Consider the following 13,928-nt stretch of genomic DNA (forward strand, 5'->3'; position numbering starts at 1 on the left):
CCGTGTTTCAATTTCCCGCGTGAACGATCTCGATGTACTCAAGGTCTTCTGTGCGGGTGACGGACGGCACGGCAACCTGCTCGGCGTCGTCCGTGACGGCCGGACCTGCCCCGACGACGCGTCGCGGCAGGCGCTGGCCGCCGAACTCGGCTACAGCGAGACGGTGTTCGTCGACGACCCCGAGCGCGGGGTCGTCGACATCCGCACCCCCGGCACGCGGATGTCCTTCGCCGGCCATCCGCTGGTCGGGGTCGCCTGGCTGCTGGACATCGAGGAGCTCCAGCCGCCGGCCGGCTCCGTATGGGCGCGTGACGACGGGGAGTTCACCTGGATCACGGCCCTCCCCGAGTGGGTCGAGGGTAAGCGCACCCGGCAGTACGCGAGCCCCGCAGAGGTCGACGCGCTGCCCGCGCCGCCGCCCGGCGAGGGCTGGCTGTACGCCTGGGCCTGGGAGGACGAGACGGCGGGCCGCATCCGGGCCCGCGGTTTCCCGCGCCGCCCCGACGGGGTCATCGCCGAGGACGAGGCCACCGGATCGGCCGCGATACTGCTGACCGCCGAGCTGAACCGGGCCCTGAACATCACCCAGGGCGCGGGCTCCCAGATCCTCACCGCACCCGGACCGGACGGCACCGTCGAGATCGGCGGCCGCGTCCGCTTCGCGAAGCTCCCGCCGCCGCGCACCGAGCAGGCGCACCGAGCGGACGCGAACTGAGTAGGTGCGCACGCCCGATTGAGTACCTCGGCGCTGGGGTCGCGGCGGCGTGCAGCGGTTCCATGGCTGCATGAACACGCCATCGAGCGCAGGCTGGCCCCGGCAGCCGCAGCCGCAGCCGCAGACGTACCCGCACCCCGACGAGACGCAGCGGTGGCTGCTGGTCCCGGCGCTCTTCACGGCGCTGACGCTCGTGGCCGGGGGCCTCGGCTACGCCTCCTCGTACCTGCCGCGCTGCCCGCTCTGGTTCTCCCTCCCGTACCTGATCCCGCTGGGCCTGGCGGCCCTCGCCTGGCGACGGCCCCGGACCCCGGCGCAGCGTACGAACCGCATTGTGGCGGGCAGCATCGGCGCCGGACTGGCCCTCTTCTGCGCCAAGGCCGTCGAGGCCGTGCTCATGTTCCTCGGCCTGGCCCTCTGGCTGATCCACGGCGACTGACGGCGAAACGGCGACGGCACCCCCGGCGCGGCTCGGTGCCGGGGGTGCCGCGTCGTCCGCGGACGCGTCGCCCGCGGACGGGGATGCTCAGGCGCTCAGCGGGAACTCCGCGCCCAGCTCCCGGAAGACCGCGCCGTTGAAGTCGAAGGCGCGCTTGCACTCGTCGATGATGCGCTGCTTCTCCAGGTCGTCCGCGGCGATCGCGTCCAGCAGCTCGCGGTAGGTCCGCTTGAAGGCCGCGGGGTTGGCGATCTCGGCGAAGACGTAGAACCGCACGCCGTCACCCTTGCGGGTGAAGCCCCAGGTCCGCTCCGCCTTGTCGCGGATGATCTGGCCGCCCGAGAGGTCCCCCAGGTACCGCGTGTAGTGGTGGGCGACGTACCCGCCGGGCCAGGTGGCCGCGCACTCGGCCACGCGGTCCGCGTAGGACTCGGTGGCGGGCAGCGCGACCAGCGTCTCGCGCCAGGACGGGCCGCGCAGGTGCGCCAGGTCGCGCTCGATCTCGGCCACGCGCATCAGCTCGGGCTGTATGAACGGGCCCGCCACCGGGTCGTCCTTCAGGGACTCGGCCGCGTCCTCCAGGGCCCGGTACACGAACCACAGCTGCTCGGTGTAGCGCGTGTACGCGTCCACCCCGAGCCGGCCGCCGAGCAGGTCGCTCATGAAGGTCGAGGTCTCTGCCTCGGTGTGCTGCTCGTGCGACGCGACACGGATGACCGTAGAGAAGGCGTCCAAAACAATCCTCCGGAGACGGGACGAGGAACAACGGGCCCGGTGGGCGTGACGGCACGGCCGCCACGCCCGATCCTCGCGCTTAGGGTTACCTAAGTCAATGTCTTCCCGACGCCTTGTCGGTAAAACTCCTCCGGAGAACTTTTGGGAGGAGCTTTTCCCGGTGGGCCGCTACGGAAGGGTGAGGATCTCGGCGCCCGTGTCCGTCACGACCAGTGTGTGCTCGAACTGCGCGGTGCGCTTGCGGTCCTTCGTGACGACCGTCCAGCCGTCCGCCCACATGTCGTACTCGTGCGTGCCCAGGGTCAGCATCGGCTCGATCGTGAAGGTCATCCCGGGCTCGATGACGGTCGTGGCGTGCGGGCTGTCGTAGTGCGGGATGATCAGGCCGGAGTGGAAGGACGAGTTGATGCCGTGCCCGGTGAAGTCCCGGACCACGCCGTAGCCGAAGCGCTTCGCGTACGACTCGATGACCCGGCCGATCACGTTGATCTGGCGGCCCGGCTTGACGGCCTTGATGGCGCGGTTCAGGGCCTCGCGGGTGCGCTCCACCAGCAGCCGCGACTCCTCGTCCACCTCCCCGCACAGGTACGTGGCGTTGTTGTCACCGTGCACGCCGCCGATGAACGCGGTGACGTCGAGGTTCACGATGTCGCCGTCGCGCAGGACGGTGGAGTCGGGGATGCCGTGACAGATGACCTCGTTCACCGAGGAGCACAGGGACTTCGGGAAGCCCCGGTAGCCCAGCGTCGACGGGTAGGCGCCGTGGTCGCACATGTACTCGTGCGCGACCCGGTCCAGCTCGTCGGTGGTCACCCCCGGGGCGATCAGCTTGGCGGCCTCTTCCATCGCCTGGGCGGCGATCCGGCCGGCGATGCGCATGGCCTCGACGGTCGCGGCGGACTGCACCTCCGGTCCGGTGTACGGAGTGGGCGCGGGCTTGCCCACGTACTCGGGCCGACGGATGTTTCCGGGAACGGAACGGGCGGGAGAGAGCTCGCCTGGTACGAGCAGCGACTGGCCAGACATGCATGCGAGTGTATCCAGCGGGCATGGGGCAGCATGGCGGCAGAGAGTGGTATCGAGAGGAGCCCGGAGACGATGGCCCTGTTCAAGAAGCGCCAGGTGGGCAAAGCCGGCGAGTGGTACTACTGCCTGGTCCACCACAAGGTCGAGGAAGGCCCGGACTGCCCGGCGAAGGACCGGTTCGGCCCCTACGCCACGCCCGAGGAGGCGAACCACGCCATGGAGACGGCGCAGGAACGCAACCTCGAATGGCAGAACGACCCCAAGTGGAACGACAAGTCCCGCGAAGAGGACGAGGGCACGAGCGCGCCGTAGGAACGCAGGGGCGCCGGGCCTCGGGGCCCGTGCCCCGCGGGCTACCAGCGGGCGGGCGGCGGCGCGGTCAGCTGGTCGGCCAGCCGCGCCAGCCGGTCCCGCAGCCGCCGCGGCCCGCGCTGCACCGGCAGGCCGTTCTCCCCGGCCGCCGCGCCGACCAGGTGCTGCACCGTGTCCAGGCCCGGCTCGCCGGCGCCCTCCCGTACGGACAGGGCGTCGTGCGCGAGCGCGGCGAGGTCCGGGACGCCGCCGTGCAGCGACAGTACGGTCGCCCCCGCGCGCCGGGCGTCGTGCACCCGCTCCAGCAGCCCCGCCCCGGGCTGCTCCGGGGCCACCACCAGCAGCGTGTGCCCGCGCCGGGCCGCCTCCAGCCGGCCCAGTCCCACCGACAGGTGCGGCGGCTGCCCGGGCCGCACCCGGTGCCGTACGAGGGTGGGCGCCAGCTCGGGCAGCCCGGACCAGGCGGCCTCGTCCACCAGGTGCGCCGCCAGGTGCCAGGGCTCGTACTGCTCGGTCCCCACCAGCAGCAGGTTCCCGCCGGCCGGTACGACCGAGTGCCGCAGCGACCCGGCGAAGCGGCGCGCGTCGCCGGGCCACTGCGTACCGGCGAGCACCTCGCGCAGCAGCGCGACCCTGACGGCGTCCATATCGGCATCCTGCCGCAGGAAAGGGACCCGCGGGAGGACTTCGCCCCGCTTCGCCCGATGGTGGCGGTGCATGTCCGTTCGCCTCTCGGGATCACGGCATTACCCTCGCCCCCATGACCTCCACAGACAGCACTCAGAATCCGCCCGCCCCGGCAGCGGCGAAGGCACCGGCCAAGGACCCGTGGGACCTGCCGGACGTCTCCGGCCTCGTCGTCGGCGTCCTCGGCGGCACCGGCGACCAGGGCCGGGGCCTGGCCTACCGGCTCGCCCGGGCCGGCCAGAAGGTGATCATCGGCTCGCGCGCCGCCGACCGCGCGCAGAGCGCCGCCGACGAGCTGGGCCTCGGCGTGGAGGGCGCGGACAACGCCGAGTGCGCGCGCCGCAGCGACATCGTCATCATCGCGGTGCCGTGGGAGGGCCACGCCAAGACCCTCGAAGCCCTGCGCGAGGACCTCGCGGGCAAGCTCGTGGTCGACTGCGTCAACCCCCTCGGCTTCGACAAGCAGGGCGCCTACGCGCTGCGGGTCGAAGAGGGCAGCGCGGCCCAGCAGGCCGCCGCCCTGCTCCCCGACTCCCGCGTGACGGCGGCCTTCCACCACCTCTCGGCGGTCCTGCTCCAGGACGAGTCGGTCGAGGAGATCGACACCGACGTGATGGTCCTCGGCGAAGTCCGCGCCGACACCGACATCGTCCAGGCCCTGGCGGCCCGCATCCCGGGCATGCGCGGAGTCTTCGCGGGCCGCCTGCGCAACGCCCACCAGGTCGAGTCCCTGGTGGCCAACCTCATCTCCACCAACCGCCGCTACAAGGCCCACACGGGCCTGCGCGTCACGGACGTCTGATCCCGCCGCCCCGCGCCCGGCGGCAGCCGGGCGCGGGGGCCGCGTCAGCCCTGGCGGCCGGCGCGCGCCTCGACCGGGCCCAGGTGCGCCACGACCCCCTGGTGGAAGCGGGCCACGGCCTCGTCGACGCTGCGGATGAAACCGGACTCCGTGTTGCCGCGGGTGTTGCCCATGCCCTTGATCAGCGACAGGCGGAACCCGGTGAGGGCCGCCCCGCCCCTGGGCAGCAGGTCGCCCGGCTCGGGGCGCAGCCGCTCCAGCGTGCCGCGCGGTCCGTTCCCGGCCTCGACGAGGGTCTCCACGTGCAGGTCCGCCGGGGCCTCGGCCAGCAGCCGGACCAGCCGCTTCACCGTGGTCAGCGGGTACGAGCCCTCCGGCGCCGGCACGTCCACGCAGGTGCGGACCTTGCCCGTCCGCAGATCGGCGGTCACCGCGATGACGCTGCTCGTCCCGTCGATGCGCAGCTCCGCGGTGAGCCGCCCGTCCAGACAGAGCCTCTCGGCCGCGGCCGCACGGCGCGCCCGCGGGTCGCTGCCGCGCCGCACGCGCTGCACCGGGAGCGCCTTCTGCCCGAGCTCCCCGCCCAGGCGCAGGCAGACCTGGCGGATCAGCCGCTCCCAGCTCTCGACGACCTCGACGGCGCGCGGGTCGTCGCAGGCGAGGGTCTCGTCCTCGATCCCCTTGCGTACGGGCACCCATGCGGCGCCCATGTTCTGGAACCCGTGGCAGCCCGACTGGTCGTGCCGGAGGTACTCCAGCAGCTCCTGGAGCAGCCAGGCGTGCGCGGCGTTGCCCACGCCCTCGTGGCGGATCAGCATCTGGGCCTGGTGGGCCACCTCGGCCCAGGACAGGTGCCAGAGGCTGACCTTGTGCTTGCGCCGCCCGTCGATCTTGACGTCCACCATGGGCGCGCCTTCGAGGGCCACGTCGTTGGAGAGCGTGATCACGGCCTCGTAGCCGCGGCGGGTGGCGATGTCCATGTACTCCTGCACCTGCTCCGGCTTGAGCGGGTTGCCGTTCGTCTTCGTCTCGACCAGGGCCGTCCAGAGCTTCCCGGCGCGTTCGACCCGGATCACGCCGTCCGGGCGGCGCGGGGTGTCGCCGTGGGGGAGGGACACCTCGGTGAAGGTCTGCATCCGTCCGGCGGGGGCGCCGAACGCGGCGGTGAGGCGGCGGCCGAACTCCGGGACCTGCGCCATCACGGACAGCAGCACGGAGGTGGCCCGCACCTCCCGCTCCTTGTCGCTCTTGAGCGTCGGCACCGGGAACAGCCGGGCCGGGCGCCAGGAATCGTTCTCGGCGAGCGAGCTCTTGGCCACCTTGGGGAGGGTGACCTTCTTCTTGGTCGTGGTCGTACGGGGACCCCGGCCGCGGGCCTGGGCGGGCACGGCGACGGGCTCCGCCGGGGCCGGGGCCGGGGCGACCGGTTCGGGCTCCGCGTCGGGTGCCTTCTCCATGGCGACGGCGTCGGCGCCGTGGCCCGCCCCGCCCGGGTCACCGGCCTCCTCCGGCCCCTCCGGCCCCTCCGCCTCCTCGTTCACGGCGATGCCGAAATCGGTGGCCAGCCCGGCCAGTCCGGTCTCGTAGCCCTGCCCGACCGCGCGGAACTTCCACTCCTCGCCGCGTCGGTACAGCTCACCGAAGATGAACGCGGTCTCCACGCCCGCGTCGTGGATGGAGAAACCGACCAGCGGTTCCCCGGACCGGTCCGCGACCGTCATCCTCAGGTCGTCCAGGTCGCCGAACCGGGCGCCCCCGTACTGGCTGGCCGCCACCACGATCCGCTCGACCCCCTCGGGCACGGCGGTCAGGTCCACGCCGATCCGGTCCTCGTCCCCGTTCCCGGTCGGGGTCTTCCCCAGCAGCTGCACGCTTCCGTCGGCGGCGGCCGGGTTGTTGTAGAAGTAGAAGTCGTCCTCGCTGCGGACCTTGCCGTTCGCGTCCAGGAGGAGCACCGAGACGTCGGCGTCGCCGGCCCCCGACACACTGCTCCAGCTCAGGCTCACCACAACGGCCCCGGCGTCCTCGCTGAGGGCCGTCAGGCTGACGTTGGCGCCCTTTGAGATCTCCTGCATGTCCGTCCGTCCCCCCGGTTCGCCCGGCTCCGGCCGTGGCGGACCGTGCGGGCCGGACTGTCGTTCTTCCCTACCCGGCGACCGTAGCGGCGTGCCGCGCGGAAGATCGGGAAACGCCGAAAGAGGGACGCAAGCGGAATGCGGGGCGCAGGGGACGCCTTTACGGGAGCACTGCGGGGCATGGGGGACACTGGTGGGGCTCTACCCCGTTCGGTGTCGCCGAGGAGCTGTGCCCCATGCCCCGCCTTGCCGTGTTCGCCATCGTCGTCTGCGTCCTGTCCGTGGCCGCGGCCGTGGTCGCCTTCGTGGAGGGCAGCTTCCTGGGGATCATCTGGGTGCTGCTGGCCGGCCTCACGTCGAACATGGCCTGGTTCTACCTGCGCAAGGCGAAGGCCGAGAAGGCCGCCGGCTCCGCGCGCACCTCCTAGGGGGTGTCCGCAAAGTAGCGCCGTCCGCCCGGAGGGTGGTCGCGCGGCGTCCGGTGCGTGCTCTCGGTGTGCCGGGCGGAAGCGCTTGTACTGGACGTACTCGGGATTTCGCCCGGTGCGCCGAGAGCGCGTGCCGGGCGTCGCGGGGCAGGCGGGACTTTGCGGACACGCCCTAGTCGCTCACGCCGGGCTCGCGGCCTGATCGACAAGACACCCCTGGCGGCGCCGCAGGTTCCGGTCGGGGACGGTCCGGACCCGGCCCACGTCGGCCGGATCCCGCGCCGCGCCCGGGCAGCGCTTCGTACTGCTGCCGCCCCACGCCGGCCGGCGTACGGGGCTCCCCGCCGGTCCCGACGGCCTCCGGGTCAGCCCTGCGGGACCGCGCAGAAGCCGTTCGTGTCCTGCCAGAAGCGGTAGAGGTCGCGGCCGCAGAAGGTCTCCAGGTCGGACACGCCCAGGGCGGACAGCAGGTTGCGGACCACGTCGAAGAAGTACCCGTTGACCTCCGGGATCCAGAGGAGGGCGAAGACCGCGATGAGGCCGAACGGGGCCAGCGGCGCGACCTCGCGGCGGATCCGGTACGAGAGCCAGGGCTCGATGATGCCGTAGCCGTCCAGGCCCGGAACCGGAAGGAAGTTCAAGATCGCCGCCGAGACCTGGAGCAACGCGAGGAAGGCGAGCGCGAAGCGGAACGCCATCGGGACCCCGTCGAGGGCGTTCAGCCAGAACGGCGCCGTGCAGACGACGGCGAAGGCCACGTTGGTCAGCGGGCCCGCCGCGGAGATGAGGCTGTGCTTCCAGCGGCCCTGGATGCGGTCGCGCTCGATGTAGACCGCGCCGCCCGGGAGGCCGAGGCCGCCCATGATCACGAAGATCACCGGGAGGACGATGCTCAGCAGCGCGTGCGTGTACTTCAGCGGGTTCAGCGTCAGGTAGCCCTTGGCCCCGACCGAGAGGTCGCCGCTGTGCAGGGCGGTGCGGGCGTGCGCGTACTCGTGCAGGCAGAGGGAGACGATCCAGGCCGAGGTGACGAAGAGGAACACGGCGAGCCCGGTGCTTGTCGAGTACCCCGTCCACACGGCCCAGCCGGTGACCGCCATGACGGCGAAGATGCCGAGGAATACGGAACTGATCTGCCGCTCGCCGCGGCCGCCCTGATGACCCATGCGGCGAAACCTACCTCGGGCAGGGAGCCAAAAGGAGTACGGGGTCGGGCCCCGGGCCAGCGACAATGGGCCGGTGCGCTACGCGATTCTCGGCATTGCCCAGGCCAGCCGCGACGACGGGAGCCCCGTCGCCGTCGGCGGAGCGCGCCTGAGGGCGCTGCTGACCGCGCTCGCGCTGCGCCCGGGGCGGGCCGTACCGGTGCACCTGCTGGTGCAGCAGGTGTGGGACGGAGACCGGCCGGCGGACGCACCGGCCGCGCTCCAGGCGCTGGTGGGCCGGCTGCGCAGGGCGCTGGGGCACGGGGCGGTGCGCTCGGTGGAGGGCGGGTACCTGCTCGCCGCGGCGGGCGAAGACGTCGACCTGTACCGCTTCGAGCGGCTCGCCCGGGCCGGCGCGACGGCCCAGCACCCGGCCGAGGCGGCGGCGCTGTACGAGGAGGCGCTGGCGCTGTGGCGCGGCCCTGCGCTGGCCGATCTGCCGGACGCGGCGGGCGAGTCCGCCCGCTGGGAGGCCCTGCGTCTGGACGCGCGCCGGGGCCGGCTCGCCGCGGCCCTCGCGCTGGGCGAGGCCGAGCGGGCGCTGCCGGAGCTGACCGTCCTGTGCGGGGAGCGCCCGCTGGACGAGCCGTTCCAGGTGCTGCGGATCCGGGCCCTGCGCGACACGGGCCGCCCTGCGGAGGCCCTGGCCGCCTACGAAGCCGTCCGGCGGGACCTGGCCGCCCGCCTGGGCACGAGCCCGGGACCGGCCCTGCGCACCCTCCACGCCCAACTCCTCGCCCCGCCCCCCGAACCACCGCCCGCGCCCGCGCGGCCGGCCCCGGCCGCGGCGGGCGGGTACGGCGGCGCCGCGGAGCCCCCGCCCTCCGCCCCCGGCGGGCCGGCTTCGGGTCCGGCCGGGGCGCCCGGTGCCGTGCGCCCGGACCCGAAGCCGGCCCCCGGCCCGTCGCAGCCCGGCCCGTCGCAGCCCGGCCCGTCGCAGCCCGGCCCCGCCGGGGCGCCGGGTGGTGCACCGCCGGCGGGCGGGGCCGGGGCCGCGCGGCCGGGGAACCTGCGGACGCGCCTGACCAGCTTCGTGGGGCGCGAGGGGGACATCCGGGTCATCGGGGAGGACCTCGCGCGGGCGCGGCTCGTCACGCTGCTCGGGCCCGGCGGTGCCGGGAAGACGAGGCTGTCCCAGGAGGCCGCCGAGCACGCCCCCCAGGACTGGCCCGACGGGGTGTGGTTCGTGGAGCTGGCGCCCATCGACGGCCCGGACGGGCCCGACGCCCCCGAGGACGTCGCCGAGGCCGTCGCCGAGGCCGCCCTCAGCGCGCTCGGCGCACGCGAGACCAAGCTGCGCGGCGGCGCCGCCGAGGAGCTGCGGGCACTGACCGAACGCTCCGGGGACCAGCCCCTGGAGCGGCTCGCGGAACACTGTGCCCGGCGGCGGATGCTGCTGATCCTGGACAACTGCGAGCACGTCATCGGCGCCGCCGCCGAGCTCGCCGAGGAGCTCCTCGCCCGCTGCCCCGGCGTCCGGATCCTGGCCACCAGCCGCGAACCCCTCGGCGTGCCGGGGGAGTTCCTGCGGCCGGTGGAGCCGCTGCCGGACCCCGTCGCGCTCCGGCTGCTGGCCGAGCGCGGGGCCGCCGCCCGGCCCGGGTTCACCACCGACGACGACCCCGGGGCCGCCGCCGAGATCTGCCGCCGCCTCGACGGCCTGCCGCTCGCCATCGAGCTGGCCGCGGCCCGGCTGCGGCTGCTCACCCCGCGCCAGATCGCCGACCGGCTCGACGACCGCTTCCGGCTCCTGACCGGCGGCGCCCGCACCGTACTGCCCCGCCAGCAGACCCTGCGCGCCGTCGTCGACTGGTCCTGGGACCTGCTCGACGCACCGGAACGCGCCGTCCTGCGCCGCCTCTCCGTCTTCGCCGGCGGCTGCGACGTGGCCGCCGCCGAAGCCGTGTGCGCCGACCCCGACACCCTCGGCCTCCTCGGCTCCCTCGTCGACAAGTCCCTCGTCGTCGCCGCGCCGGGCCCCGACGGCGCCGGCATGCGCTACCGCCTCCTGGAGACCGTCGCCGAGTACGCCGCCGAGCGCCTCGCCGAGGCCGCCGGGGACCGCGAGGCCACCGAACGCCGCCACCTCACGTACTACCGCGAACTCGCGCGCACCACCTCGCCGCTGCTGCGCGGCCGCCGCCAGCGCGAGGCCACCGGGCGGCTCGCCACCGAGTACGAGAACCTCCGTACCGCGCTGCGCCGCGCCGTCGCCGTACGCGACACCGACGAGGTGCTCTGCCTCGTCCACTCCCTCGCCTGGTACTGGCAGATGCACGACCTGCGCGCCGAGTCCCGGCACTGGTCCGACGCCGCCTGCGCACTCGTCCCCGACCCCTTCCGCGAGCCCGTCACCCCCGCCGAGCCGGTGTACGCGGAACTCACCGACACGCCCCCGCCGTACGGCGGGGAGCTGCTCACCGAAGCCTGGCGCGGCATCCGGCTGATCCAGCTCGCCTCCCGCGACCAGACCAACGAGAGCTGGAACGCGCCGGAGATCCGGGACCGGATCGAGGGGATCGTCGCCGCCTACCGTCCCGGGCTGCCGCAGACCTGCCGGATCCCCGGAGGTCTGTGGATCTACGCCGTGATGATCGCGGGGGACGCGCCCCTGCTCCAGCAGGTCCTCGACGCCTCCGTGGAAACCTGCCGGGAGCTCGACTACCGCTGGGAGCTGGCCTCCGCCCTCCAGGTACGGGCCAACGTGCTGGCCAACCGGGCGGCCTGGTCCGGGGACGCGGCCCGCGACGCCGACGAGAGCCATGCCATCTTCGAGTCGCTGGGCGACGACTGGGGCTGCGCCGAGGCGCTCTCCGCGCGCGCCGAATCCCGGGAGAAGCGCGGCGAGTTCGCGGCGGCAGGCGAGGACTTCCGGGCCGCGATCGAGCACGCCGAGCGGCTCGGCGCCCTGTCCCAGGTCACGGTCCTGCGGGTGCGGATGGCCGGGACCCTCGTCGAGAGCGGCGAGACGGCCCGGGCCGAGGAGATCCTCACCGAGATCGTGGGCACCCCCCTCACCCACGGCAACGAGGCCATGCCGGCCGCCCGGATGTTCCTCGCGGGCGTCTACGGCCGCACCGGCCGCATCCCCGAGGCCCGCCGCCAGCTCCGGCTGCTGCGCGAGGAGTTCGCGCTCGGCGCCTTCGCCATCTTCGACGGCTTCCTGCTCGGCACGATGGCCTGGCTGGACAACCAGGACGGCGAGTACGCGGACGCCCTCGCCCAGCTCCGCAAGGCCATGGACACCGCCCGGGACCCCCTCGCCCTCATGGTCGCCCCGCAGATGCCCGCCGTGTACCTGCTGACGGCGGCCGTCTCGCACGTCAGCCTGGGCGGCGGGAGGCACGCGTACGACGCCGCGCGGCTGCTCGGCGCGTACCGGGCGCACCTGCCGGCCCAGCACTTCCCGGTCAGCACGGAACGCGAGGACGCGGCCCGCGCCGAGGAGCTGACGCGGGCCGCGCTCGGCGGGGCCGCGTACGCCTCGGCGTACGCCGAAGGCGGCGGCCTCACCCTGGAGGAGGCCACCGCCCTCATCTGACCCGGTCCCCCGTACGGGGCCCGTCCGGGACGCGATCCGGAACGGACCGACCGGACCGGATCAGGTCTTCTGGCGGAACTTGCGGACCGCCAGCGGCATGGTGACCGCCGTGATGGCCACCGACCAGATCAGGGTCACCGTCACCGGGTGGGCGACGGCGCCCCCGTTGATCAGGCCGCGGGCCGCGTCGGCCAGGTTGGACAGCGGGTTGTAGTCCGTGAAGGACTGCAGCCAGCCGGGCATGGTCGACGGCGGGGCGAAGATCGAGCTGCCGAACTGGAGCGGCATCAGGACCAGCATCGCCATGCCCTGGACGGCCTGCGCGGTCTTCATGGTGAGGCCGAGCAGGATGAAGATCCACATCAGCGAGGCGCCGAAGACCGCCGACAGGCCGATGGACAGCAGCAGGTCGAACACCGAGGTCTTGATCGACAGGCCGAGCATGAAGCCCACGGTCAGCAGGATCGCGATGGCGACCATCATCCGGCCGAGCTCGACGACGATCTTGGCGATCAGGACGGAGGACCGGGCGATCGGCATGGACCGGAACCGGTCCATCACGCCCTTCTTGAAGTCGTCGTTGACGCCGGTGCCGACACCCATCGCGATGTTCATGCCCATCATGGCCATCAGGCCGGGGACGACGTAGTTGACGTACGCCTCCTGCTGGCCCTTGCCGGAGATCGCGCCGCCGAAGACGAACACGAACAGCAGCGTGAAGATGATCGGCATGAACAGGACGTCGAACATCGACTCGGGGTCCTGCTTGATCTGCAGGGCGTTGCGGCGCACGAGGGCGCCGATGTGCCGCAGATTGGCCCGCAGGCCGATCCGGCCCTCGCCGGAGCGGCCGTCCACCGGAGCCGGACCGGACGCGGTGGGAGCGGGCTTCGTCGTGGTTACGGTGCTCATGCCGCGACCTCCTCGGTCTTCTCGGTGGGAACGGAGTCCTCGACGGGGGTGGGGCGCTGGCCCGTGATGGCCAGGAACACCTCGTCGAGGCTGGGCAGGTAGGTGCCGAGGTCGGCGATCGCGTACCCGCGGGCGGCCAGCAGACCGACCACGGCGGTCAGCTGCTCGTCGCTCAGGATCGGGACGAGCAGCACGCCCTCGTCCGGGACGGCCTGCGAGCCGGCGACCCCGTCCAGTCCGGTCTCGGCCAGCGAACGGGCCATGCCCGGCAGGTCGGAGGAGTCGACGGGGCGGATCCGCAGGGTGCGGCCGCCGACGCGGGCCTTCAGCTCGTCGACCTTGCCGTTGGCGATGACCTTGCCCTTGTCGATGACCGTCAGCTCGTTCGCGAGCTGCTCGGCCTCCTCCATGTACTGCGTGGTGAGCAGGACGGTGGCCCCCTCGGCGACCATCCGCTGCACCTCGTCCCACACCTCGTTGCGGGTGCGGGGGTCGAGGCCGGTGGTCGGCTCGTCCAGGTAGAGCACGGCCGGGCGGCCGATCATCGAGGCGGCCAGGTCGAGCCGGCGGCGCATGCCGCCCGAGTAGTTCATCGCGGCCTTCTTGGCGGCGTCGGTGAGCGAGAAGCGCTCCAGCAGCTCGTCGGCGCGCGACCGGGCGTCCTTGCGGGACAGGTCGAGCAGCCGGCCGATCATGTAGAGGTTCTCCCAGCCGGAGAGCTTCTCGTCGACCGAGGCGTACTGGCCGGTGAGGCCTATGGTCCGGCGCAGCTGCCGCGGCTGGCGGACCACGTCGTAGCCGGCGACGGTCGCGGTCCCGGCGTCCGGGACGATCAGGGTGGAGAGGCAGCGCACCAGGGTGGTCTTGCCCGCGCCGTTGGGGCCGAGGACACCGAGGACCGTGCCCTCGCGGACGTCCAGGTCGACCCCGTCCAGGGCCTTGGTCTCGCCGTAGTGCTTGACCAGCCCCCGTACCTCGACGGCGTGCGAGCCGTGCACGGGATTCTTGTCGTTTCGCGTCATGTCCACCATGGGACCATCCGCCACCGACA

General features: G+C 73.3%; 13 protein-coding genes. 6 read left to right on the forward strand and 7 right to left on the reverse strand.

Annotated features, from left to right (window positions below; all coding sequences use genetic code 11):
* Positions 1-19 precede the first annotated feature (19 nt).
* The gene (locus tag ACFY1T_RS06460) at positions 20-715 is read left to right on the forward strand and encodes a PhzF family phenazine biosynthesis protein (RefSeq protein WP_390787212.1); all 696 of its coding nucleotides are present in this window, start codon (positions 20-22) and stop codon (positions 713-715) included.
* 70 nt (positions 716-785) lie between these two features.
* Positions 786-1,154, forward strand: coding sequence for a hypothetical protein (locus ACFY1T_RS06465; protein WP_390787213.1), 369 nt, complete (start codon positions 786-788; stop codon positions 1,152-1,154).
* Between the two features lie 87 nt (positions 1,155-1,241).
* Here the strand turns inward: ACFY1T_RS06465 and ACFY1T_RS06470 are convergent, their stop codons facing one another.
* Positions 1,242-1,889: a heme oxygenase (biliverdin-producing) gene (locus ACFY1T_RS06470; RefSeq protein ID WP_390787214.1), complete on the reverse strand. Its 648-nt coding sequence runs from the start codon at positions 1,887-1,889 to the stop codon at positions 1,242-1,244.
* A 168-nt stretch (positions 1,890-2,057) separates the two neighbouring features.
* Entirely contained in the window at positions 2,058-2,915 is an 858-nt protein-coding gene (gene map / locus ACFY1T_RS06475) for a type I methionyl aminopeptidase (protein ID WP_390787215.1), read from the reverse strand.
* A gap of 72 nt (positions 2,916-2,987) precedes the next feature.
* On the opposite strand from map, the gene ACFY1T_RS06480 reads away from it, so the two are divergent.
* On the forward strand, positions 2,988-3,227 hold the full coding sequence (locus tag ACFY1T_RS06480) for a hypothetical protein (RefSeq protein ID WP_390787216.1): 240 nt from the start codon (positions 2,988-2,990) through the stop codon (positions 3,225-3,227).
* Between the two features lie 41 nt (positions 3,228-3,268).
* Here ACFY1T_RS06480 and ACFY1T_RS06485 read toward each other — a convergent pair whose 3' ends face one another.
* Positions 3,269-3,874 carry a hypothetical protein gene (locus ACFY1T_RS06485; protein WP_390787217.1) on the reverse strand — a complete coding sequence of 202 codons (606 nt, stop codon included), beginning with the start codon at positions 3,872-3,874 and terminating at the stop codon, positions 3,269-3,271.
* Positions 3,875-3,987: 113 nt separating this feature from the next.
* On the opposite strand from ACFY1T_RS06485, the gene npdG reads away from it, so the two are divergent.
* Positions 3,988-4,716: an NADPH-dependent F420 reductase gene (gene npdG, locus ACFY1T_RS06490; protein WP_390787218.1), complete on the forward strand. Its 729-nt coding sequence runs from the start codon at positions 3,988-3,990 to the stop codon at positions 4,714-4,716.
* Positions 4,717-4,760: 44 nt separating this feature from the next.
* On the opposite strand, the gene ACFY1T_RS06495 is transcribed toward npdG, so the two are convergent.
* On the reverse strand, positions 4,761-6,791 hold the full coding sequence (locus tag ACFY1T_RS06495; protein ID WP_390787219.1) for a TerD family protein: 2,031 nt from the start codon (positions 6,789-6,791) through the stop codon (positions 4,761-4,763).
* Positions 6,792-7,027: 236 nt separating this feature from the next.
* Here ACFY1T_RS06495 and ACFY1T_RS06500 point away from each other — a divergent pair, with 236 nt between their 5' ends.
* A complete protein-coding gene (locus ACFY1T_RS06500; protein WP_384715526.1) occupies positions 7,028-7,219 on the forward strand; it encodes a hypothetical protein in 192 nt (63 codons plus the stop codon).
* A gap of 365 nt (positions 7,220-7,584) precedes the next feature.
* On the opposite strand, the gene ACFY1T_RS06505 is transcribed toward ACFY1T_RS06500, so the two are convergent.
* A complete protein-coding gene (locus ACFY1T_RS06505; RefSeq protein WP_390787220.1) occupies positions 7,585-8,385 on the reverse strand; it encodes a site-2 protease family protein in 801 nt (266 codons plus the stop codon).
* On the opposite strand from ACFY1T_RS06505, the gene ACFY1T_RS06510 reads away from it, so the two are divergent.
* Positions 8,384-11,965: a BTAD domain-containing putative transcriptional regulator gene (locus ACFY1T_RS06510; protein WP_390787221.1), complete on the forward strand. Its 3,582-nt coding sequence runs from the start codon at positions 8,384-8,386 to the stop codon at positions 11,963-11,965. The two genes, ACFY1T_RS06505 and ACFY1T_RS06510, sit on opposite strands and share 2 nt — an antisense overlap.
* Positions 11,966-12,025: 60 nt before the next feature.
* Here ACFY1T_RS06510 and ACFY1T_RS06515 read toward each other — a convergent pair whose 3' ends face one another.
* Both ACFY1T_RS06515 and ACFY1T_RS06520 read right to left on the reverse strand, forming a co-directional pair.
* Complete coding sequence (locus tag ACFY1T_RS06515; protein ID WP_030866898.1) at positions 12,026-12,877, reverse strand: ABC transporter permease; 852 nt, start codon at positions 12,875-12,877, stop codon at positions 12,026-12,028.
* Positions 12,874-13,908 (reverse strand): ATP-binding cassette domain-containing protein, encoded by a 1,035-nt coding sequence (locus tag ACFY1T_RS06520; RefSeq protein ID WP_390787222.1) that lies wholly within the window; start codon positions 13,906-13,908, stop codon positions 12,874-12,876. Before ACFY1T_RS06520 ends, ACFY1T_RS06515 begins: the two co-directional genes overlap by 4 nt.
* Positions 13,909-13,928 lie beyond the last annotated feature (20 nt).

Source organism: Streptomyces sp. NPDC001194 (genome assembly GCF_042896985.1).
Lineage (GTDB): Bacteria > Actinomycetota > Actinomycetes > Streptomycetales > Streptomycetaceae > Streptomyces.

Bases quoted from the DNA above. Each gene is read 5' to 3' on its own strand.
- ACFY1T_RS06465 (WP_390787213.1), top strand. From the start codon at position 786: ATGAACACGCCATCGAGCGCAGGCTGGCCCCGGCAGCCGCAGCCGCAG.
- map (WP_390787215.1), bottom strand. From the start codon at position 2,915: ATGTCTGGCCAGTCGCTGCTCGTACCAGGCGAGCTCTCTCCCGCCCGT.
- ACFY1T_RS06480 (WP_390787216.1), top strand. From the start codon at position 2,988: ATGGCCCTGTTCAAGAAGCGCCAGGTGGGCAAAGCCGGCGAGTGGTAC.
- ACFY1T_RS06485 (WP_390787217.1), bottom strand. From the start codon at position 3,874: ATGGACGCCGTCAGGGTCGCGCTGCTGCGCGAGGTGCTCGCCGGTACG.
- npdG (WP_390787218.1), top strand. From the start codon at position 3,988: ATGACCTCCACAGACAGCACTCAGAATCCGCCCGCCCCGGCAGCGGCG.
- ACFY1T_RS06495 (WP_390787219.1), bottom strand. From the start codon at position 6,791: ATGCAGGAGATCTCAAAGGGCGCCAACGTCAGCCTGACGGCCCTCAGC.
- ACFY1T_RS06500 (WP_384715526.1), top strand. From the start codon at position 7,028: ATGCCCCGCCTTGCCGTGTTCGCCATCGTCGTCTGCGTCCTGTCCGTG.
- ACFY1T_RS06510 (WP_390787221.1), top strand. From the start codon at position 8,384: ATGCGGCGAAACCTACCTCGGGCAGGGAGCCAAAAGGAGTACGGGGTC.
- ACFY1T_RS06505 (WP_390787220.1), bottom strand. From the start codon at position 8,385: ATGGGTCATCAGGGCGGCCGCGGCGAGCGGCAGATCAGTTCCGTATTC.
- ACFY1T_RS06515 (WP_030866898.1), bottom strand. From the start codon at position 12,877: ATGAGCACCGTAACCACGACGAAGCCCGCTCCCACCGCGTCCGGTCCG.
- ACFY1T_RS06520 (WP_390787222.1), bottom strand. From the start codon at position 13,908: ATGGTGGACATGACGCGAAACGACAAGAATCCCGTGCACGGCTCGCAC.